This window comes from Cupriavidus sp. 05N40, assembly GCF_056397305.1.
The window spans coordinates 84,272-104,835 of the sequence record NZ_JBFTND010000003.1; the positions used below are offsets into that span (position 1 = coordinate 84,272).

The following is a 20,564-nucleotide window of genomic DNA, read 5'->3' on the forward strand; positions in this document are numbered from 1 at the left end:
ACAATGAAGATTCTGCCGCCGTCACGGCGCGATATGGCAGCGACGGGCAAAGTCTACCAACTCCACCAGCGTGGCGACGCCGAGCTTGGCCATGATGTGGATCTTATGACTACTCACCGTCTTGTTGCTGATGAATTGCAGCTTGCCGATGGCTGCATTGGACATCCCTCTGGCCAGCATCTGCAGGATAACGATCTCCCTGTCGGTCAGCCGCCGGAGCCGGTCTCTGTCGTCGCGCATGTCAGGAGGCACCGACTCGGCGTCGCCGACTTCGGGCGGGAACAGCGTGTAGCCGGCCATCACCGCGTCCACGCAGCGCATGATCTCGCCCATTTCCTGCTGCTTGCTTACGAAGCCCCGCGCGCCAAGCTGCATGGCACGGGGCGCGAACGTCAGCGTATCCTGGCCGGACAGCACCAGGATCCGCACTTGCGGCTGCATCATCCGCAGCCGGGGAATGACTTCCAGTCCATTGACCTTGGGCAGGTCGAGGTCCAGGATGACCAGGTCGGCCGGACACTCGTTCATGATGTCCAGCGCTGACTGACCATTGCCGGCTTCGAGGACGCGGCTTACGCCGAGCACCTGCAACAACCGCGTGCGCATGACCATGCGCATCGCCGGATGATCGTCAACTATCAACACCGTTGTCATTTTTGCGCAGCCTCCATCTGAAAATATTGCGCCATTTGCTGCTAGCGCGCGCGGGGCGCGATTTCTGTTCCGGGATTCTCCGATAGTTCCCTCGTGGCGCGCATGGGAAAGCCCTGAATTGGCCGCGGAAAGGTCGCCATTACCGATGGCGCCATGGCATTCGTCCTGCCGACCCGGGACGCCACCGGCGCAAGTCAGGATGCGGGCAATGCCATCACGGCCGCCGCGCAGAATCCGCCGCAATCGGCTCGGGAAAAGTCCGCATCCGCCCGGGCGCGCACGGCGCCATACTTCTTGCCTCTACTTTTCACCGCTACGGCGTCGCCCTGCCCCGGCACCACCACCGGGCGTCCGCCGGCCAACAGGATCAGGAGCGAGATGAAAAAGAACAAACGCATCATGCCGGCAAGCTCTGGCGCCGATCCGCTCCATGCCGTCAGCGACAGCCTTTCCCACCCGCGCATGGTGGTGACGCTGCGTGCCGATCAGGAAATGACCATAAACAGCCTGGCCGACGCCCTGCGGCACAACGGCGAATGGCTGGCGCGCGCCAATATCTGCCTGGCCGCGCTGCGCGATGAGGGCGCCACTCCGGTCCGGGCGGTGGTTTCGGATGTCAGGAAAAGCGCGGTCGCGCTCGACTTCTATATCAGCGACGATATCGCGAGCTGTGCCCGGCTCACGCACACGATCCACGCCGTGCTTGCCAGGGAATTCAACCGGGTGCTGCCGCCATCGCTGCTGGTCGCGGTGCGGCCGCTGCAGGCGGCCGCACCCGAGCGGCGGCGTACGCGCAGCCGCCCGGACGAGCTCGCGGCATCCGCGGTCATGCTGGCCGAATCGGCCTCCGAGGCCAACCGGCGCATGTCGGCCATCTGCGCCTACCTGGTGGCGTTTCATGAAGCCAGGCAGGTCGGCGAGATCGCCTGCCCGCCGCACCAGAACCTGCTCGCCGACCATCACGAAGCGGTGGACTGGCGGCTACGCCTGCATCAGTCCGAACAGGCACGCTCGCTGGCCGAGTCGCTGGCATTCCTGCAACGCACCTACAACGATGCGGCCTTCGATCTCGACACGCCGTTCCGCGAGTATCWGTCCTTGCTGCAGAAGGAGGTCATGCTGACCTTCCGCCAGGAACTCGCGACGTTCTGCGCAGAGCACGAGGCGTAACGCGTATCGGCCTGGCCGTGCAAGCGGCTTCGATCGCCGCAATCCGATCGCTGGCGGCCACCCGCCCTTCCAGCCCGTCGACGACGCCACCGCCAGTGCCGACTTCGGCGAGCAGCGCCTCGAGATGACGCGGTTCATCCAGCGCCAGCCTCACGGCGGATTCCCTGGCGTCTCCTCCTGCCTGCGCCGGAAGCAGATGCCCCCTCGCCGCGCCACTCCCGCGCCCGGATTTTACTGGCCACGCCCGCGATCGCACTTGCGCCGCACGAGCCACTACGACGCGCCCGCACGGTACCTGCATCACTTTCGTACTTGTCCTATCTATTCGCCATGAATTTCGTTCAGGTCAGATAGAAACAAAAAAGGGTTTACCCGAAACTTGCTTCTGAAGCCTGCATCAACACAGCAGCACTTCGAAAGTAGCAACCCCCTCCAACTACTGCTATCTGAATCATGAAAAAGAACCTGATCGCTTCCGCCATCGCCACCGCTGCCTGCGCTGCCGCTTTCGCGCCCGCCGCGCACGCCGCTGACGGCACCATCGAATTCACCGGCAGCGTGGTCGCCACGACCTGCACGATCAATGGCGGCGGTGGCGCCAACATGATGACCGTGGCGCTGCCGCCGGTCTCGACGTCGGCCCTGAGCCAACCAGGCGCCGTCGCGGGTCGCACGCCCTTCACCATCAAGCTGGACGGCTGCGCGGGTTCGAGCACCAAGGTTGCCACCGCATTCGAGGCCGGCTCGACCGTCAATTCCGAAGGTCGCCTGACCGTGGACGCCGGCGGCGCCTCGGGCGTCGATATCCGCCTGCTGAACGCCAGCTACAACCCGATCAAGGCCGGCGCCGCGCAGAACGACCAGAACTCGCCCGCCGTGGATCTCGTCACGGGCGGTATCACCACCCTGCACTACTACGCTGAGTACGTGTCGACCGGCACGGTCCAGGCCGGCGCCGCCAACTCGCGCGTCCAGTACTCGCTGGTCTATCAATAAGCGCTTCGCGGGAGACGGCTCCGCCCGAGCCGCTCCCGCAGCGATGCGCAGCCTTCCAAGCCGTTTCTGCGTTTTCGAGACGGCTTCCGAGGAAACGCAATCTCCCAGGAATCCAACGCATCGGAAGTGAAGATGAAACACACCATTCTCAAGCCGCTCATGGCGGTGGCCTTCGTGGCCAGTCTGCTTGCGGCCCAGGCACACGCGAGCGTCGTCATCGCCGGCACCCGGATCATCTTTCCGGCGCAGGAGCGCGAAGTCACGGTCAGCCTCACCAACGACGGCCAGACGCCGGCGCTGGTCCAGACCTGGCTCGACAAGGGCGACGCCAACGAGTCGCCCGAGAAGATCGACGTGCCGTTCACGCTGACGCCCGCGATGTTCCGCCTCGAACCCGGCAAGGGCCAGATGCTGCGCGTGATCTATAGCAAGGAGCCGATGCCACAGGACAAGGAATCCCTGTTCTGGCTCAATGTGCTCGAAGTCCCGCCGAAGGCCGAGATCGGTGAAGATGCCAACCGCCTGCAACTCGCCTTCCGTACCCGCATCAAGATGATGTTCCGCCCGCCAGCCCTGCCCGGCCGCGCCGACGAAGCGCCCGCGAAGATCGTGTGGGAAATCGTCCAGGCCGACAGCGGCAAGGGATATGCGCTGAAGGCAAGCAACCCTACCCCCTTTGTCGTGAACCTGGGCAGCATCGCGCTGAAGGTCGAAGGCAAGAACTTCAATGCCGGCATGGGCTACGTACTGCCCGGCACCTCGCATCTGTTCCCGATCGAAGGCCTCGCGTCCGCGCCGGCATCGGCCGCGCAAGTCGACTTCAGCAGCATCAACGACTGGGGCGGCATCGTGCAAGGCAAGCCTGTCGCCCCCTTCAAGCCGGGAGGCTGATCGTAGCAACAGGGTAGCAGCGCCATGGCCCCTGAGCGCGGCACCCTGGGCAATCACCCGCCCCCACGCCGTTCCTTCCCGAATCCAGTACAGGTCCCCATCCGCTTCGCCAGCCTGAGGCTTTCCTGAAAAGCCTTGCGCCGGGAAGCGTGTGGCCAGGTCCCCCGGCGGGACGCTGGAGGACCCCGTTCGGCCTCGCATCCGCCATGCGCGGATGTCCCGGCAGCCCATAACAAGGAGCAACCCGCAATGACCCCGGCCCAACGTCCGGCCCAGGATGGCAACCCTCTTTTCCGCCTCAAGCCGTTGTGTGCGCTGGTGCTGTCGAGCCTGGCCGCCTGGCAGTCCGAGGCATTGGCCGAGGCGGCCGCGCCCGCAACCAGGCAGGTCGCGCAAGTCGAGTTCGACAGCGGATTCCTGGCAACGGGCAGCAGCCGGCGCGTGGACCTGTCGCGTTTCGAGCGGGGCAATGTCGTTCTGCCCGGCACCTACAACATCGATATGTACGTCAATGGCAACCGGGTCAGCCGCACCGACGTGCCGTTCCGGGCTCTCGGCGCGGATGACAGCGACGCACAGGCGTGCTTCGACGCCGGACTGCTGCAAAAGGCCGGCGTCGATCTCCGGAAGCTGGCACCCGGGATGGCTACGCGGCTTGCGGCCTCAGGCGAATGCCTGCCCATCACCGAGGTGATTCCCGGGGCAAGCGCGAGTTTCGATTTCGGCGACCAGCGCCTGGAACTTGGCATCCCGCAGGTTTCCCTGAGCCGCAGCGCACGCGGCTCCGTGAGTCCCGAACTGCTGGACTCCGGCGTGACGACGGGCATCCTCGGCTACCAGTTCAATGTCTACAGCTTCAAGGGCCACGGCAGCAATGGCGTGCAGACGCAGGGCTACCTTGGCCTGAACGCCGGCTTCAACGCGGGCGACTGGCATTTCCGCCACAACGGCTCGTACAACTGGAGCGGGAGCGGCCACAGCGATTACCAGAACATCTCGACTTACGTTCAGCGCGACCTGCTCAAGCTGGCTTCTCAGCTAACCCTGGGCGAAGCGTACACAAGCGGTGAACTGTTCGATTCGACGGCCTTCCGCGGCGTGCGCCTGGCCACCGACGACCGCATGCTTCCCGATTCGCTGCGCGGCTATGCGCCCACGGTGCGCGGCGTCGCCACCAGCAACGCAAGGGTGACGATCCGCCAGGCCGGCATGACGATCTACGAGACCACGGTGGCGCCCGGGGCGTTCGAGATCGACGACCTCTACGCCACCGGATATGGCGGCGACCTGAACGTCACGGTAACCGAGGCGGATGGCACCGTGCGCTCGTTCTCGGTGCCGTATGCCGCCGTGCCGCTGTCCCTGCGGCCCGGCGTCAACCGCTACAGCGTCGTGGCCGGCGCGGTGCGCGATGCCCAGAACAGCAAGAACCCGCTGTTCGTCCAGGGTACCTGGCAGCGCGGCCTCAACAACCTGGTCACCGGCTATGGTGGCGTGACGCTGGCGCAAGGCTATGCTTCGGCCATGCTCGGCGGCGCCTTCAACACGCCGGTCGGCGCGGTCGGCGCGGACGTGACGCAGGCCCACACCTCGGTGTCGGGCGTCGGGACCTTCAACGGCACCAGTACGCGGCTCAGCTACTCCAAGTCGGTCCTGCAAACCGGAACCGATCTGTCGATCGCCGCCTACCGCTATTCCACCGGCGGCTACTTCGGTCTCAACGAAGCCATGCGCGCACGCGCACAGGCGGATCAAGGCCACACCATCGACAGCGTATGGCGCCAGCGCAACCGCGCATCGGTCACGCTCGGCCAGCGGCTCGGCGAACGGGGCGGGCGGCTCAACGTCACCGCCTCCACGGCCAACTACTGGAACCGCGACGGCTCGGACATCAACTATTCGGTCGGCTACAACAACGTCTACAAGAATATTTCCTTCGGTGTCTCGGCCACGCGCCAGCGCGGCGCCGACGGCCGTATGGGCACGATGTACTTCGCGAGCGTCACGATCCCGCTGGGCAAGCAGAACCCGCTGACCCTGACCGGCAACGTCTCGCGCAACAGCAATGGCAGCATGCAGGCGCAGACCACCTTGTCGGGCTCCGCGGGGGCCGACAACGAACTCTCCTACAGCCTGAGCGCGAACCACACCTCGGGTGCCGGACAAAGCAGCACCGACGGCGGCGCCAACGTGCTGTACCGCAGCCCGTATGCGGATCTCAACGCCAGCGTGAGCGGCGGCTCCGACTACCAGCAAGCCGCGATCGGCGTGCGCGGCGCGGCGGTCTTGCACCGCGGCGGCGTCACGCTGTCGCAGCCGCTGTCCGACACCTTCGCGATTGTCGAGGCGCCCAACGCCGAGGGCGCGCGCGTGACCAATGCGTCGGGCGTGCGTATCGACAGCCGCGGCTATGCGGTCGTGCCGTACCTGACGCCGTACAGCATGAATACGGTGTCGCTGGATCCCAAGGGCCTGTCCACCGACGTGGAACTGCGCGAGACCAGCCAGCAAGTCGCCCCGCGCGCCGGCTCGGTGCCGATGCTCAAGTTCGAGACCGTCTCGGGACGCTCGGCAATGATCCGGGCGCGCCGGTCCAACGACATGGCGCTGCCGTTCGGCGCGGCGGTCCACGACGAGGGTGGRCAGGAAGTCGGCGTGGTCGGCCAGGCCAGCAAGATCTTTGCGCGCGGCCTCCAGGACAAGGGCGAACTGAAGGTGACCTGGGGCAACGACGAAGCCTCGGCCTGCCGCATCGCGTACGAGTTGCCGGAACGCAAGAAGGCAGGAAAGGGCAGCGGCTATCAACAGATCGAGGCCATCTGCGCGCCCGTCACGAACGTGACCACCGGCTTGCCGCAGGCCCCGGGGATGAGCATGCAGAGATCTCCCTCCCCCGGTCCGGTGCATATCGGGCCGGGCTTGTGAACGGTTCACCATCTTCCCGGCTTGTCATATTCCAAACCTTGGCAAAATGATCATGCGAAAACTAATCCTGTTATTGGCGTTGCTGGCTTCCACTCCGGCGCTGGCCAGTTGCGACCAGTTCCCGACCACCGACGGCAAGCCGTTCCGCTACAGGCTGACCGGCTTCAACCCACCAACGTTCAATCCGCTTGTGGCAGACGGCACCGTTCTCTACTCCGGGGATTTCATCTTTCACGCCGAAAACAGCGGGCCCGTAGACTACCAGTGCCAGCCCTTCATGCTGATCGTTGGCAGGCTCGAGGCGCCGGGTCCGTACCACACCATGTCAACTCCCATCAACGGCGTGGGGATCAGGATGCAATACACCGACAACCCGGGCTGGTGGCCGTGGAGCCATTTCAGTATGGCTGTTTCGGTCCAGGAAGCCACGGAGCTGCGGCTGACCATTCAACTCGTCAAGACCGGACCGATTACCGCAGGTGGCATCCTGAGCGGCGAGGTGGCCGCCAAATGGTATCGGGGCGGCGAGCTGAAATCCACGCAGTACATGATCGACGGCATGTTGGCCATCAAGCCGCTTGTTCCTACCTGCAAGCTGTCGAGCGCCCACATCTCGGTGCCGATGAGGAATGTCCCCATCGGCGACTTCAAGGGGGTGGGGTCGACAGCGAACGAAAACCCGTTCGAAGTCGCGCTTTCCTGCGCGGACGGGATCTCGGGCGCCACGACCAACGTCTATGCGACCTTGACCGACATGACAGATCCGGCCAATCGCGGGGACGTACTCACGCTTTCGCCGGGTTCGACCGCCCAAGGCGTCGGGATCCAGGTGCTCAAGGATTCGACACCGCTCAGGTACGGTGCCGATTCCAGTGCTGCCGGCAACCTGAACCAGTGGTTTGCCGGTTCCGCGTCAAATGGCTTGTTCAATATTCCACTGCGCGCGCGGTATGTGCAGACCCTGCCTGACGTCGCGGCAGGCACGGCGAACGGGCGCGCGACGATCACGATGAGTTACCAATGAACCCAGCAGGGCTGGCGAGGTCCCCCGGTGCGCGCCGCCCGGGGCGCCGGCTTGCCGGTGCGCAACGACACCGCGGTGGCCCGGCGCGGCGGCTCTCCCGGATCGCCTGGCATGCCGGCCTGACAGTCAACGGCATACGCCCTGCTCCCCTGGCCGCGCGCTGAGTGCAAGGGCTTGCGCCATTGCACCCGGCGACGAGCACACGCGCACGACATTCACTATGAGCCCCCAATAGCTGCGATGTCACCATGAAGAAACCCGATACGAACACACGTTCTTCACGCCAGGCCCGCCGGCTCTTGCTTGAATTCGCTGAGCTGAGCCACATGGATCAACAATGCTTCATTGCATTGATGAACGACTTCCTGCTGACATCGCCCCAGCAGCGGCGGCGCCTTCTCGCGCAATGGGAAAGCGCGCTCGACTCCGCGTCCGACCCCGTTGCGGCGATGCCGGGAAGCAGGCCTGCCGGCTGAATGCAGAAGCGCCCGAACAACAGTGCCACACAAAGCACATTTCCATGAATAGGACGGCGCGCGCGGCGACACCTTTYTGCGCGCAGGCGAGGACTCCCACCCCAACTGAAGCCAGATTGTTTCTGCTCCGATCTGTCGGTATGATTTTCCATCCGGAATCCAGAATTCTCTGTTTCTTGCAAGGCATTCGCTTAAGATTTTTCCTGGTTGCTCACCCCCTTGTCGAGCGCCAACCCTGCGCCTGAATTCAAGCCCGTTCTTCTGCCGCGTTTCCGCGCCGTGCCCGGCCGGGCCAAGGAGTGAAGCAAGATGAAAGAGTTTTCGATGCGCGTGATCGTTGCCGACGACCACCCGGCCGTCGCGCTGGGCATCACCTACGAACTGCGCAAGCTCGACGCCGCGGAAATCGTCGCCACGGTCGGCAATTCGACGGAACTGATCGCGGCGCTCGACACGCACGCCTGCGACGTGCTGGTATCGGACTATGTGATGCCGGGGGGGCAATACGGCGACGGGCTGACGCTGGTGTCGTTCCTGCAGCGGCGCTATCCCGGGCTGCGGCTCGTGATTCTCACCATGATGGACAATCCCGGCGTCGTCCGCGCGATCCATCAGCAAGGCGTGAACTCCATCCTGAGCAAGTCGGATGCCATGTCGCACCTGCTGGCGGCTGTCCACGCTGCCTATGCGAACGGCAAGTATTTCTCGCCCACCATCAAGCGCATCCTGGACGAGAGCAAGCCGGCCGCGTCCATCCGGCCGCTGACCGCGCGCGAGGCCGAAGTCGTGCGGCTGTTCGGCTCGGGACAAACGGTCAACGAGATCGCCGCGCAATTGCATCGCAGCAAGCAGACGGTCAGTTCGCAAAAGGCCAGTGCGATGCGAAAGCTCGGCATCACGCGCGATGCCGACCTGATCCTCTATGCCTCCGACGGCAGCCTGGCCGGCCCGGGGAGCGCACTGGCGGGATAGACGGCACTGGCACGCCGGCGCTTTGCCCGCCCGGCGCGTGGCACTGCAACGCTCTAGTCCGCGGCCGGCTTGCCGGGCTTGTCGCGGAATCTGAAGGCAGGCTTGGCCGCCGCGGTGCAACGGCTCAGCGTGCTGGCGAAGGAAGCCGGAGCCGGGATACTGTTGGCCGCCGGGAATGGCGCGGGCGAGTGAGGGCCCGCGCCGCCGGGGCGGCGCGCCGTGACCGGGACTAGCCCGCCAGGGCCCGCCCGACGATCAGCGGATCGGTCGTGCCGATGGCCTCGACTTCACGGTTGGCGTAGGGAAAGCGCAGCAACACGTGCCGCATCGCGTTCAGGCGCGCCCGTTTCTTGCAATCGGAGCGGATCACGGTCCAGGGCGAATCGGCGGTGTCCGTGCGCGCGAACATCGTTTCCTTGGCCCGCGTATAGGCGTCCCACTTGTCGAGCGATGCGACGTCGACCGGGCTGAGCTTCCATTGCTTGAGTGGATGGATCTCGCGCTCGCGGAAACGCCGGCGCTGCTCCTTCTGGCTGACCGAGAACCAGAACTTGAACAGGTGGATGCCGCTGCGCACCAGGTGCCGCTCGAATTCCGGCACCTGCTGCAGGAAGTCCTGGTACTCCTGCGGCGTGCAGAACCCCATCACATGCTCCACCCCGGCGCGGTTGTACCAGGAGCGGTCGAACAGCACGATCTCGCCGGCCGAGGGCAGATGCTGGATATAGCGCTGGAAGTACCACTGGCCGCGCTCGGATTCGGTGGGCTTCTCCAGCGCCACCACGCGCGCGCCGCGCGGGTTCAGGTGCTCCATGAAGCGTTTGATGGCGCCGCCCTTGCCGGCCGCGTCGCGGCCTTCGAAGAGGATCACCACGCGCTGGCCGGTGTCCTTCACCCAGGCCTGCAGCTTGAGGAACTCCACCTGGAGCCGGTATTTCTGCTTCTCGTAATTGCGCCGCGACATCAGGTTCTGGTACGGATACTGGCCTTCGCGCCAGCCCTGCGACAGCTCATGGTCCGGATGCCTGCGCCTGCCCACCTGCCAGGCCGCCGGATCGCCTTCGAGGATGAGGCGGCGCAGCTGCGCCGCCTCGTCGGGAGACATGCCGTCCATCAAGGTCCTGACCACGCCGAGCATGCCTTCCTCGCCATCGGCGGCGCCGCTCGCCAGGATGTCCTGCATGCTGCTTGCCGCCAGCTGCGCGGCGGCGTCCACGGCGCTCTCCACGGTATTGCGTTCGGCCGAGCGTGGCGTATTGGTCGGCACCACGTCGCCCCTGGCGACGGGACGGCCGCCGCCTTGCTGCGGGCCGGTAGCGTGGTCAGACTGGGACGAACCGAGGTTATGCACGTGTGCTGCCATGTCGGATTTCGGAAAGGTTGCGCTGAACGTTGCGCGATCTCCCGTGAACCTGACGCCAGCGCCGGCGGGAATCGCGGATTTCATTATGCGCAGGCGCCTTCCGTCCACCCTTGATGCAGATCATCATCGCCCTAAGGGGTCCAGGGGTCCAGGGGGCCAGGGGTCCAGGGGGCCAGGGGTCTAAGGCATTTGCCGGCCCGCCACCGGCAGCTCGAAGCGGAACGCCGCGCCCGTGCCTTCGCGCTCGAGCAGGCGGATCTGGCTGCGATGCAGTTGCAGCATGCGCTGCACGATCAGCAGGCCGAGCCCGCCACCGCGATGCGCGCCGGCGCTGAACGGCCGCTGGAACAGGCGCTCGCGCAGCGCCGGCGCAATGCCGGGGCCGGTATCGCTGACCGTGACCGACACCTTGCCGTCGCCAACGGCAAGGTCGACGTCGACGGCGCCATGCGCCGGCGTATGGCGGATGGCGTTGTCCAGCAGGTTGGTCAGCACGCGCTCGATCATTCCCAGGTCCGCCGTCACGGCTGGCAGCCGCTGCGGGATACCCGCGCGCAGCTGCACCTGCCGCGCCTCGGCGGGCAGCTCGAACTTCTGGAATACATCCTGCACCAGGTCGACCAGCGAGAAGGCTTCCAGCGCGGGCTGCACGATGCCGTGCTCCAGCCGCGCCAGCTCGAACAGCGACTGGGCCAGACGGCCCACCTTCACGCTCTGCGCCAGCGCGATGGCAAGGTAGCGCTTGCGTTCAGCCTCGCCGAGCGTATCCGCCTTGAGCGACAGCGTTTCCAGGTAGCCCTGCAGCGAAGTCAGCGGCGTGCGCAGGTCATGCGAGATATTGGCCACCAGCTCGCGCCGCTCCTGGTCCTGCTTGGTCAGCGCGCGCCATTGCTCGGCGATGCGGTCGGCCATCTGGGCGAAGGCGGCCTCGAGCGCGGCGATCTCGTCGTGGCTGCCCGCGCTCGATACGCGCGGCAAGCGCGGCTGCGCCGCGGGCGCGGTCTCCGGGTCCGCGTCGGCGTTGAAGCGCCGCATGGCCTCGGTCAGGCGGCGCAGGGGCCGCGTGATCAGCCCGAACGCCACCAGCCCCGCCAGCAGACCCAGCAGCGCCACCAGCGCCATTGACCACAGCGTGGTGCGCAGCACCGAACTGGCCGATGCCCGCGCCGCCAGCTCGTCGTGGGTCTCGCCCAGCAGCACCACGTAGATATAGCCGCCCGAGCGCAGCGGCGCGGCGCTGAAAACCTTGCGGCCCGAGGCGCTGCGCGGGTCGTCGCCCAGGATCGGCAACGCATCGCCGGCCAGCAGGCGGCGCACCGGCTGCAGGTCCACCTGCTCGCGCTGCAGTCGCCCGGCGGGCGCGTCGTGGCCCATCACGCGCCCCTGGTTGTCCAGCAGGTACACCTCCACGCTCGGGTTCACCACCATCAGCTGGCCGAACAGCTGGCGCAGGGCTTCCGGCTTGAGGCCGTTGGCGTCCATCAGCACGGCGTTGCGCGCGATATGCGCGGCAAGCCCGCGGGAGAGATCCTGGATGACCTCCTTCTCGTGCATGTCGTTCGAGCGGACCTGCAGCCATGCCGAGGCGCCGCAGCAGGCCAGCAGCAGCACCGAGAACACCAGCGACAGGCGCTGCGTGAGCGTAAGCCCGAAGCGCGGCGCCCGGCGCGCGGGGCGGTCCTGCATGGCTTCGGTGCCAGCCTCGGTGCGGGCGTTCATGTCGCATCTCCCGGCGCGCCGGATGTTCCGGCCGCCAGCTTGTAGCCATGTCCCCAGACCGTGAGGATGCGGCTGGGTTGCGCCGGATCGGCCTCGATCTTGGTGCGCAGCCGGTTGATATGGGTGTTGACGGTGTGCTCGTAGCCCTCGTGCTGGTAACCCCAGACGGCATTGAGCAGGTCCATGCGCGAGAACACCTTGCCGGGGTGGCGGGCGAAGAAATAGAGCAGGTCGAACTCGCGCGGGGTCAGTTCGATGCGGCGCCCGTCCACGCTGGCCTCGCGCGTGATCGGGTCGATCGACAGCCCGCCCAGCACCAGGCTGCCGGCATCCACGCGCAGGTCCCTGGCCAGCGCGTCCACGCGCCGCAGCAGCGCCTTCACGCGCGCCACCAGTTCCAGCACCGAGAACGGCTTGGCGAGGTAGTCGTCGGCGCCCAGTTCCAGCCCCAGGATGCGGTGCACCTCGCTGGAGCGCGCGCTGGTGATGATGATGGGCGTGTAGCGCGCCATGGCGCGGGCGCGCCGGCAGATCTCCAGTCCGTCCACGCCGGGCAGCATCAGGTCCAGGATCAGCGCGTCCCAGCTGCCTTGCTCCAGCAGGCGCAGGCCTTCGTTGCCGTCCGCGCTGTGCACGACTTCATAGCGCTCGTCGCGCAGGTGCAGGCTCAGCACATTGGCGATGTCGACGTCGTCTTCGACGATCAGGATGCGCTTGGGATGGTCCGTTGGCATGGGCGATGGGGACGGTGGAGTGAGGACGGTGGAGTGAGGGTCGGGGCCCGCGCAGTCATTGTGCAGAATTCTGCGCCGCCGAGTTATCACATTTAATTTAACCTTTCGTGAGGACTCCGGGATCGCACCGGCCATACGATGCGCCCATTGATTCGTGGAACCCACGCAAGGAGCACATCATGCGGAGCAGAAGGCGCTTTCTGATCTCGGGCGGCGCGGCCGTGGCGGCCATTGCCACGGTGAGCGGCTGGCGCGCGCTGGCGGCCGGGCCGTCCGGCGGCGGCAAGCCCGCCGAGGTCTTCGAGGTGGTGAAGTCCGACGAACAGTGGCGCCAGCTGCTGACCCCCGCCCAGTACAACGTGCTGCGCCAGGAAGGCACCGAACGGCCCTACAGCAGCCCGCTGAACGACGAACACCGCGCCGGCGTGTTCGCCTGCGCCGGCTGCCAGCTCGACCTGTTCTCCTCGCGCACCAAGTTCGACAGCCGCACCGGCTGGCCCAGCTTCTGGGCGCCGCTGGAGCGGGCCGTGGGCACGACGCAAGACCGCAGCTTCGGCATGACGCGCACGGAAGTGCACTGCCGGCGCTGTGGCGGCCACCTGGGCCATGTGTTCGACGACGGCCCCAAGCCCACCGGCCTGCGCTACTGCATGAACGGCCTGGCGATGACCTTCCGCCCGCAGGCCGCCTGACGACCGCGGGCCCGCGCCCGGCAGACAACCATACCAAGACAACGCCATGCTCCTTATCGTACTCGCCTACCTGGGCGGCGCGCTCACCATCCTGAGCCCGTGCATCCTGCCCGTGCTCCCGTTCGTGTTCTCGCGCGCGGACCAGCCCTTCGTGCGCAGCGGCCTGCCACTGCTGGCCGGGATGGCGCTGACCTTCGCCGGCGTGGCCACGCTGGCGGCGGTGGGCGGCGGCTGGGTGGCGCAGGCCAACCAGTACGGCCGCTGGCTGGCCATCGCCCTGCTTGCCGTGTTCGGCCTGACGCTGCTGCTGCCGCGCCTGGCTGAGCGCCTCATGCATCCGCTGGTGAGCGCGGGCAGCCGTCTCTCCGCCTTCGCGCAAGCCGACGGGCAGGTGCGGCCTGGCTCCTCCTTCCTGCTCGGCATCGCCACCGGCCTGCTGTGGGCGCCGTGCGCGGGCCCCATCCTCGGCCTGGTGCTGACCGGTGCCGCGCTGCGCGGCGCCAGCGTGGGCACCACCTTGCTGCTGGTGGCCTATGCCGCCGGCGCCGCCACCTCGCTGGCGGTGGCCCTGCTGATCGGCGGGCGCGTGTTCACCGCGATGAAGCGCTCGCTGGGCGCCGGCGAATGGGTGCGGCGCGGCATCGGCGCGGCCATGCTGGCCGGCGTCGCCGCGATCGCGCTGGGGCTGGACACGGGTGTGCTGGCGCGGGTCTCGACGGTCGCCACCGGCGGCATCGAGCAGCACCTGCTGGACCGCCTGGGAGGCAATGCCGCGAACGCCACGCCCACGCCTGCCGCGGCCAGTGGCACGACAGAGGCCAATGGCGACGGCCCGGCCATGATGGCGGCATCCGGCTCGATGATGCGCGCCGTCAATGCCGGCGCCCCCGCCGCGCTGCCGGTCGAAGGCCAGCTGCCCGCGCTGGCCGGCGCGGTGCAGTGGCTGAACTCGCCGCCGCTCACCGCCGAAGGCCTGCGCGGCAAGGTGGTGCTGGTGGATTTCTGGACCTACTCCTGCATCAACTGCCTGCGTGCCCTGCCTTATGTGAAAGCATGGGCGCAGAAATACCGTGACCAGGGCCTGGTGGTGATCGGCGTGCACGCGCCGGAATTTGCCTTCGAACGCAATGTGGACAATGTGCAGAAGGCCGTGCGTGACCTCGGCATCGACTACCCGGTGGCGGTCGACAATAACTACGCGATCTGGCGCGCCTTCAACAACCAGTACTGGCCGGCGCACTATTTCATCGATGCCAGGGGCCAGATCCGCTTCCACCATTTCGGCGAAGGCGAATACGCCCACTCCGAGCAGGTGATCCAGCAACTGCTGGCCGAGGCCGGCCACGCCGGCGCGGCCAAGGTTGCCACCGGCCTGGGCACGGCCACGGAGCAGGGCGTGCAGATGGCCTCCGACAACGCCGACGTGCAGTCAGGCGAGACCTACCTCGGCTACGAGCGCGCGGAGAACTTTGCCTCGCCGGGCGGCCAGGCGCAGGACAAGGTCCGCAGCTATGCGGCACCGGCCACGCCCGCGCTCAATGACTGGGCCCTGGCCGGCAACTGGAAAGTCGGCGCGGAGCACGCCACGCTCGAGAGCAAGGACGGACGCATCGTCTACCGCTTCCATGCCCGCGACCTGCACCTCGTGCTGGGCCCGGGCAAGGACGGCAAGCCGGTACGTTTCCGCGTCAGCATCGACGGCGCAGCCCCTGGCGACGCGCACGGCACCGACGTGGATGCCGACGGCAGCGGCACCGTCAYCGGACAGCGCCTGTACCAGCTCGTGCGCCAGGCCGGCAAGATCGCGGACCACACCTTCGCCATCGAATTCCTTGACCCCGGCGTGGAGGCCTATGCCTTCACCTTCGGCTGATCTTCCGCGGCACGCATCCACGCAACGCCGCCTCACTTCATTGCAGCTATCCAAGGACAGGCAATCATGAGCATCCAATCGACAACCCTCTTCTCCCGGCTGACGCGCTCGAGCGCCGCCAGGATCGCCGGCGCGGCCATGGTGGCGGTGAGCCTGCTGGCATGGCAGAGCGCCAATTCGGCCGAGCAGGCCGTCAAGATCCCGCCGCCCGCGCAGGACGAAAAGAACGCGGCGCAAACCGAGACCGCGGTCTTCGCCGGCGGCTGCTTCTGGGGCGTGCAGGGCGTATTCCAGCATGTCCGCGGCGTCAAGCAGGTCACCTCGGGCTATGCCGGCGGCGCGGCGAACACCGCGCAGTACGAAGCCGTAAGCGGCGGCGACACGGGACACGCGGAATCGGTGCAGGTCACCTTCGATCCGTCGCAGGTCAGCTACGGCCGCCTGCTGCAGGTCTTCTTCTCGGTGGCGCACAACCCGACCCAGCTCAACTTCCAGGGCCCTGACCACGGCACGCAATACCGCTCGGCCGTGTTCCCGCTCACGGCCGAGCAGCGCAGCGTGGCGCAGGCCTATATCGCGCAGCTCGGCAAGGCGCATGTCTTCTCCGGCCCGATCGTCACCCGCGTGGAAGACTACAAGGCCTTCTACCCGGCCGAGGCCTACCACCAGAATTTCCTCACGCGGCATCCGGCCCACCCGTACATCGTCGTCAACGACCTGCCCAAGATCGGCTACCTCAAGGAGATCTTCCCCGACCTGTACCGCAACGACCCGGTGCTGCTGAAGGTGGCGGGCACCTGATGCGCCCCTGATCCGCGGCGCCGCCCGCTCAGCCTGCTGGCTTGACGACGGCGGCGCCCGCATAGCGCGCCCGCGCGCCCAGCGCGCGCTCGATGCGGATCAGCCGGTTGTACTTGGCGGTGCGGTCCGAGCGCGAGACCGAGCCGGTCTTGATCTGTCCGCAGCCGGTCGCCACCGCCAGGTCGGCGATGCTGGTGTCCTCGGTCTCGCCGGAACGATGCGACATCACCGCGGCATAGCCGGCCGCGTGCGCCACGTCCACGGTGTCCAGCGTCTCGCTCAGGGTGCCGATCTGGTTGGCCTTGACCAGGATCGAATTGGCGATCCCTTGCTCGATGCCTAACCGCAGCAGCGCGGGGTTGGTGCAGAACACATCGTCGCCCACCAGCTGGCACCGGCGCCCGAGCCGCGCCGTCAGCAGCTGCCACCCGTGCGCGTCATCCTCGGCCATGCCGTCCTCGATGGAGACGATGGGGTAGCGCKACACCAGAGCGGCCAGGTAGTCCACCTGGGCCTCCGCGCTGCGCGTCACGCCCTCGCCGCGATAGACGTAGCTGCCGTTCTCGTGGAACTCGCTGGCGGCGGGGTCGATGGCCAGCACCACGTCCGTGCCGGCGCGGTAGCCGGCGCGCTCCACCGCGCGCAGGATGAACGCCAGCGCCTCGTCGGYGCAGCGCAGGTYCGGCGCGAAGCCGCCCTCGTCACCCACATTGGTGTTGAAGCCCGCCGCCTTCAGGTCCACCCGCAACGTATGGAAGATCTCCGATGCCATGCGCACGCCTTCGGCAAAGCCCGGCGCGCCCACCGGCATGATCATGAATTCCTGGAAATCGATGGCGTTGTCCGCGTGCGCGCCGCCGTTGATGATGTTGATCATCGGCACCGGCAGCACGACCGCTTGCGCCCCGCCAAGGTGGGCGAACAGCGTGGTGCCGCCCGAAGCCGCCGCCGCATGCGCCACCGCCAGCGACACGCCCAGCAATGCGTTGGCGCCGAGCCTGCCCTTGTCCGGCGTGCCGTCCAGTTCGATCATGATGCCGTCCACCCGCCGCTGGTCGCGCGCGTCCACGCCAGCCAGCGCGGCGCGCAGCCCGGTGTTCACGGCCGCAACCGCGCGGCTGACGCCCCTGCCGAGATAGCGCGCGGGATCGCCATCGCGCAACTCCACCGCCTCGCGCGCACCGGTGGATGCGCCCGACGGCACCGTGGCCCGGCCCACCGCGCCATCGGCCAGCGTGACCTCCACCTCCACGGTGGGATTGCCGCGGCTGTCCAGCACTTCATATCCCTGCACCTGCCTGATCTCGCTCATCCTGCCGCTCCGTTTGCTCGCTTGAAAACGCTTCCCGTCGCCGCGCCTTCGTGAATATTCTTCACGCCGAAGGCAATCCGCCCTGCGGGAAAGATTTCCTGTCCCGGCCACGACGCGCTTGACGTAGGGAATAGTAGAGCCCGCTCGCCGTCGGCAAAACCGAGTTATTCTTCCGGCTTCGTCAGTTTTTTGCACATTTGCGCATCTGCAGCGAAGGAAGGATCGCCATGCGGACCCTGCCCCCGATGTCCACGCTGCGCGCCTTCGAGGCCACCGCGCGCACCGGCTCCATTACCCGCGCCGCCGAGGAGCTTTGCCGCACGCACGGCGCGGTCAGCCGGCAATTGCGGCAATTGCAGGAGCACGCGGGCACCGCGCTGTTCGAGAAGGACGGCACCGGCGTGCGCCTCAACGAGCGTGGCCAGGCCATGTACGACGTGGTGCGCGCCGTGTTCGACCAGCTCGAACAGGGCTATGGCCGCCTGCTGGACCAGGCGCGCGGGCCAAGCCTGCATGTGGCCTGCAGCGCCACCTTCGCCATGCGCTGGCTGGTGCCGCACATGGTGGACTTCTATCGCCTGCGGTCCGATATCCGCATCCGGCTGTCCATGACCTCCGCCCGCGAAATGCGCACCGAAGGGGCCGACGTGGTGATTGCCTGGGATCTCAGTTCGTACGCGGAGGCTGATCGCAAGCGCGCGCTGTACCTGGCGCCGGTGGCCTTCGGGCCGGTGTGCGCACCGGCGTACGCGGGCTCGGTGCGCAACGGCGTGCGCATCGCGCATGACTTCACCTCCAGCGCCTGGGACCAGTGGCAGGCACTGTCCGGCAAGCCGGTCGCGCGCGGTGGCGAGCTGACCTTCCCGCATACCCACCTGTGCATCGAGGCGGCGCTCTCGGGCGCCGGCGTGGCGCTGGTCGAGCAGCGCCTGATCCGCAAGGAACTGCGGGACGGGCAACTCGTTGCGCCGCACGGCTTCGTGCGCTTCCAGGGCGGGCTGATGGCGTTGCCGGCCGCCCGCGAACTGCCCGCCGATACCGAAGTGTTCATCGGCTGGCTGCGGCAGACGCTGGCCGGCGAAGCAGGGCTGCCTGCCTAGGACGCAGGAGTGAGACAATGGAGGCCGCATTCTCCTGCTGTCACTGGAATCCGCCATGTTCGAACTTTCCACCGGCCCCGCCCCGCAGTCCAAGGCCGCGCAATACCAGGAGCTGGCCGCGCAGGCCCGCTCGCTGCTGGCCGGCGAGACCGACCGCATCGCCAACGCCGCCAACTTCTCGGCGCTGGTCTACCACTCGCTGCCGGACCTGAACTGGGCGGGTTTCTATTTCCACGACGGCACGGAACTGGTGGTCGGGCCGTTCCAGGGCAAGCCGGCCTGCGTGCGCATCGCCCTGGGCCGGGGCGTGTGCGGCACCGCCGCGCAGACCCGCGCCACCCAGGTCGTGCCTGACGTGCATGCGTTCCCGGGGCATATCGCCTGCGATGCCGCCTCGCAATCGGAAGTCGTGGTGCCGCTCATCGCCGCCGACGGCAGCCTGATCGGCGTGTGGGACGTGGACAGCCCCGTGGCCGGACGCTTCGACGACGAAGACGCCGCCGGCATGGAAGCCCTGTGCAAGGTGTTCGTGGAACTGGGCTGGCCGCGCGGCTGACCAGCCGCGCCGGCGCGGCGGGCGGTACGGGCCGCGCCATCACCAATAACAAGAACCTCTCCGGCATCCACCCGTGACCACCGCCTTTGGCGCCCGCCGCGCCGTCGCTTCGTTCTACCTCTACTACATCGCGCTGTATGCGCCCGTCGCCATCGCCATCAGCTTTTTTCCGCTGTGGATCCGCGCGCAGGGCCTGGACGAACAGCAGACCGGGCTGGTGATGGCGCTCGGCGCCGCGCTGGCCGTGCTGGTCAATCCGGCGGTGGGCGCCATCGCCGACCAGTATCGCAGCCGCAAGGCCATCCTGCTGGCACTGGTGGGCGGCTCGGTCCTCAGCGCCGGGCTGCTGTTCAGCGCCGAGGGCTTCGTCGGCGTGCTGCTGGTGTTCCTGGCGACCAAGGCGTTCTCGGCCAGCCTGATTCCCCTGAGCGAATCGATGGCGCTGGCGGGCGTGCCGCGCTATGGCTTCGATTTCGGGCGGCTGCGCAGCGCGGGCTCGATGTCGGTGGTGGCAGTGTCGGTGGCGCTGGGCTGGCTGGTGGACCGCGCCGGCACCGGGGTGATCGCGGTGGCCTTCCTGGTGGCGTACCTCGGGCAAGGGATGCTTGCGCTGATGCTGCCCAACGACAGCGTGGCCGTGCGCCACGCGGTGAAGGCGCCGCTGTTGCAGGTATTGCAAGTGCCCGGTTTTTCCCTGTTCCTGGCCAGCGCGGCGGTATCGCAGGCGTGCCACGGCTTCTTCTACAGCTACAGCGCGCTCTACTGGAAGAGCGTGGGATTCTCCGCCTCGACCATCGGCTACCTGTGGGCGCTGGGCGTGCTGGCCGAGATCACGGCGTTCGCCTTCGGCTCGCTGCTGGCGGCGCGCATCTCGGCGCCGGCGCTGATCGCGCTGGCCTGCGCGGCGGGCATCCTGCGCTGGTCGCTGATCGGACTGGCGCCGACGCCCGGGGTGGCCATGCTGGCTCAGCTGCTGCAAGGGGCCACCCTCGGCTTTACCCAGCTTGGCGCGGCCCAGTATGTTCGCACGCGGGTGCCGGCGCCGGTGCTCTCCAGCGGCACCGGCCTGTATTCCGCCTGTGCCGGCTTGCTGACGGCGGCCAGCGTGTTCCTGGGGAGCTACCTGTTCGCCCGCGTGGGCGGGCGCGCCTTCCTGCTGACGGCCGTGCTGTGCGTGCTCGGCCTGGGCGCCGCGCTGGCCCTGCAGGCACAGGAAGCGCGCCGGGCGAAAGTGCCGGGCCTGCGCTAATTCCGGCAAGCCAGGGTCGGTCGGCGGATCTGACCCTCTCCGCGCGGGAACGCCGCC

The 20,564-nt window shown here is 67.4% G+C and carries 19 protein-coding genes; 13 read left to right on the forward strand and 6 right to left on the reverse strand.

Features of this window, described 5'->3' with window-relative positions:
• Positions 1-21 precede the first annotated feature (21 nt).
• Both AC1DO7_RS01640 and AC1DO7_RS01645 read right to left on the reverse strand, forming a co-directional pair.
• On the reverse strand, positions 22-897 hold the full coding sequence (locus AC1DO7_RS01640) for a response regulator (RefSeq protein WP_441643122.1): 876 nt from the start codon (positions 895-897) through the stop codon (positions 22-24).
• Complete coding sequence (locus AC1DO7_RS01645; RefSeq protein WP_441612023.1) at positions 849-1,055, reverse strand: hypothetical protein; 207 nt, start codon at positions 1,053-1,055, stop codon at positions 849-851. Before AC1DO7_RS01645 ends, AC1DO7_RS01640 begins: the two co-directional genes overlap by 49 nt.
• Here AC1DO7_RS01645 and AC1DO7_RS01650 point away from each other — a divergent pair.
• From AC1DO7_RS01650 to AC1DO7_RS01680, 7 genes are all read left to right on the forward strand, one after another.
• Positions 1,033-1,824, forward strand: a complete 792-nt coding sequence (locus tag AC1DO7_RS01650; protein ID WP_477115718.1) for a hypothetical protein — start codon at positions 1,033-1,035, stop codon at positions 1,822-1,824. The genes AC1DO7_RS01645 and AC1DO7_RS01650 overlap by 23 nt on opposite strands.
• A 453-nt stretch (positions 1,825-2,277) precedes the next feature.
• A complete protein-coding gene (locus tag AC1DO7_RS01655; RefSeq protein WP_441612021.1) occupies positions 2,278-2,820 on the forward strand; it encodes a fimbrial protein in 543 nt (180 codons plus the stop codon).
• A gap of 132 nt (positions 2,821-2,952) precedes the next feature.
• The gene (locus tag AC1DO7_RS01660; protein WP_441612020.1) at positions 2,953-3,711 is read left to right on the forward strand and encodes a fimbrial biogenesis chaperone; all 759 of its coding nucleotides are present in this window, start codon (positions 2,953-2,955) and stop codon (positions 3,709-3,711) included.
• 249 nt (positions 3,712-3,960) lie between these two features.
• Positions 3,961-6,636, forward strand: a complete 2,676-nt coding sequence (locus tag AC1DO7_RS01665) for a fimbria/pilus outer membrane usher protein (protein ID WP_441612019.1) — start codon at positions 3,961-3,963, stop codon at positions 6,634-6,636.
• Positions 6,637-6,688: 52 nt separating this feature from the next.
• The gene (locus AC1DO7_RS01670) at positions 6,689-7,660 is read left to right on the forward strand and encodes a fimbrial protein (RefSeq protein ID WP_441612018.1); all 972 of its coding nucleotides are present in this window, start codon (positions 6,689-6,691) and stop codon (positions 7,658-7,660) included.
• Between the two features lie 248 nt (positions 7,661-7,908).
• On the forward strand, positions 7,909-8,136 hold the full coding sequence (locus AC1DO7_RS01675) for a hypothetical protein (protein WP_441612017.1): 228 nt from the start codon (positions 7,909-7,911) through the stop codon (positions 8,134-8,136).
• A gap of 309 nt (positions 8,137-8,445) precedes the next feature.
• Positions 8,446-9,108: a response regulator gene (locus AC1DO7_RS01680; RefSeq protein WP_441612016.1), complete on the forward strand. Its 663-nt coding sequence runs from the start codon at positions 8,446-8,448 to the stop codon at positions 9,106-9,108.
• A 229-nt stretch (positions 9,109-9,337) separates the two neighbouring features.
• Here the strand turns inward: AC1DO7_RS01680 and ppk2 are convergent, their stop codons facing one another.
• From ppk2 to AC1DO7_RS01695, 3 genes are all read right to left on the reverse strand, one after another.
• Entirely contained in the window at positions 9,338-10,471 is a 1,134-nt protein-coding gene (gene ppk2 / locus AC1DO7_RS01685; RefSeq protein WP_441612015.1) for a polyphosphate kinase 2, read from the reverse strand.
• A gap of 180 nt (positions 10,472-10,651) precedes the next feature.
• A complete protein-coding gene (locus AC1DO7_RS01690) occupies positions 10,652-12,157 on the reverse strand; it encodes a HAMP domain-containing sensor histidine kinase (RefSeq protein ID WP_441612270.1) in 1,506 nt (501 codons plus the stop codon).
• Between the two features lie 29 nt (positions 12,158-12,186).
• On the reverse strand, positions 12,187-12,924 hold the full coding sequence (locus tag AC1DO7_RS01695; protein WP_441612013.1) for a response regulator transcription factor: 738 nt from the start codon (positions 12,922-12,924) through the stop codon (positions 12,187-12,189).
• Positions 12,925-13,103: 179 nt separating this feature from the next.
• On the opposite strand from AC1DO7_RS01695, the gene msrB reads away from it, so the two are divergent.
• The 3 genes from msrB (at position 13,104) to msrA (ending at position 16,290) form a co-directional block, all read left to right on the forward strand.
• Positions 13,104-13,616, forward strand: coding sequence for a peptide-methionine (R)-S-oxide reductase MsrB (msrB, locus tag AC1DO7_RS01700; protein WP_441612012.1), 513 nt, complete (start codon positions 13,104-13,106; stop codon positions 13,614-13,616).
• 46 nt (positions 13,617-13,662) lie between these two features.
• On the forward strand, positions 13,663-15,489 hold the full coding sequence (locus AC1DO7_RS01705) for a cytochrome c biogenesis protein DipZ (RefSeq protein WP_477115719.1): 1,827 nt from the start codon (positions 13,663-13,665) through the stop codon (positions 15,487-15,489).
• Between the two features lie 66 nt (positions 15,490-15,555).
• Positions 15,556-16,290, forward strand: coding sequence for a peptide-methionine (S)-S-oxide reductase MsrA (msrA, locus tag AC1DO7_RS01710; protein ID WP_441612010.1), 735 nt, complete (start codon positions 15,556-15,558; stop codon positions 16,288-16,290).
• Positions 16,291-16,318: 28 nt separating this feature from the next.
• On the opposite strand, the gene eno is transcribed toward msrA, so the two are convergent.
• The gene (gene eno, locus AC1DO7_RS01715) at positions 16,319-17,602 is read right to left on the reverse strand and encodes a phosphopyruvate hydratase (RefSeq protein WP_477115720.1); all 1,284 of its coding nucleotides are present in this window, start codon (positions 17,600-17,602) and stop codon (positions 16,319-16,321) included.
• A 227-nt stretch (positions 17,603-17,829) separates the two neighbouring features.
• On the opposite strand from eno, the gene AC1DO7_RS01720 reads away from it, so the two are divergent.
• The 3 genes from AC1DO7_RS01720 (at position 17,830) to AC1DO7_RS01730 (ending at position 20,507) form a co-directional block, all read left to right on the forward strand.
• Positions 17,830-18,702: a LysR family transcriptional regulator gene (locus AC1DO7_RS01720; protein ID WP_441612008.1), complete on the forward strand. Its 873-nt coding sequence runs from the start codon at positions 17,830-17,832 to the stop codon at positions 18,700-18,702.
• A gap of 55 nt (positions 18,703-18,757) precedes the next feature.
• On the forward strand, positions 18,758-19,258 hold the full coding sequence (locus AC1DO7_RS01725) for a GAF domain-containing protein (protein ID WP_441612007.1): 501 nt from the start codon (positions 18,758-18,760) through the stop codon (positions 19,256-19,258).
• A 73-nt stretch (positions 19,259-19,331) separates the two neighbouring features.
• Positions 19,332-20,507 carry an MFS transporter gene (locus tag AC1DO7_RS01730; protein WP_441612006.1) on the forward strand — a complete coding sequence of 392 codons (1,176 nt, stop codon included), beginning with the start codon at positions 19,332-19,334 and terminating at the stop codon, positions 20,505-20,507.
• Positions 20,508-20,564 lie beyond the last annotated feature (57 nt).

Excerpts from the sequence above, each read along its gene's own strand:
- AC1DO7_RS01725 (WP_441612007.1), top strand. The coding sequence starts at position 18,758 with ATGTTCGAACTTTCCACCGGCCCCGCCCCGCAGTCCAAGGCCGCGCAA.
- AC1DO7_RS01670 (WP_441612018.1), top strand. The coding sequence starts at position 6,689 with ATGCGAAAACTAATCCTGTTATTGGCGTTGCTGGCTTCCACTCCGGCG.
- msrB (WP_441612012.1), top strand. The coding sequence starts at position 13,104 with ATGCGGAGCAGAAGGCGCTTTCTGATCTCGGGCGGCGCGGCCGTGGCG.
- AC1DO7_RS01655 (WP_441612021.1), top strand. The coding sequence starts at position 2,278 with ATGAAAAAGAACCTGATCGCTTCCGCCATCGCCACCGCTGCCTGCGCT.
- AC1DO7_RS01680 (WP_441612016.1), top strand. The coding sequence starts at position 8,446 with ATGAAAGAGTTTTCGATGCGCGTGATCGTTGCCGACGACCACCCGGCC.
- AC1DO7_RS01690 (WP_441612270.1), bottom strand. The coding sequence starts at position 12,157 with ATGCAGGACCGCCCCGCGCGCCGGGCGCCGCGCTTCGGGCTTACGCTC.
- AC1DO7_RS01720 (WP_441612008.1), top strand. The coding sequence starts at position 17,830 with ATGCGGACCCTGCCCCCGATGTCCACGCTGCGCGCCTTCGAGGCCACC.
- msrA (WP_441612010.1), top strand. The coding sequence starts at position 15,556 with ATGAGCATCCAATCGACAACCCTCTTCTCCCGGCTGACGCGCTCGAGC.
- AC1DO7_RS01675 (WP_441612017.1), top strand. The coding sequence starts at position 7,909 with ATGAAGAAACCCGATACGAACACACGTTCTTCACGCCAGGCCCGCCGG.
- AC1DO7_RS01695 (WP_441612013.1), bottom strand. The coding sequence starts at position 12,924 with ATGCCAACGGACCATCCCAAGCGCATCCTGATCGTCGAAGACGACGTC.
- AC1DO7_RS01660 (WP_441612020.1), top strand. The coding sequence starts at position 2,953 with ATGAAACACACCATTCTCAAGCCGCTCATGGCGGTGGCCTTCGTGGCC.
- ppk2 (WP_441612015.1), bottom strand. The coding sequence starts at position 10,471 with ATGGCAGCACACGTGCATAACCTCGGTTCGTCCCAGTCTGACCACGCT.
- AC1DO7_RS01645 (WP_441612023.1), bottom strand. The coding sequence starts at position 1,055 with ATGATGCGTTTGTTCTTTTTCATCTCGCTCCTGATCCTGTTGGCCGGC.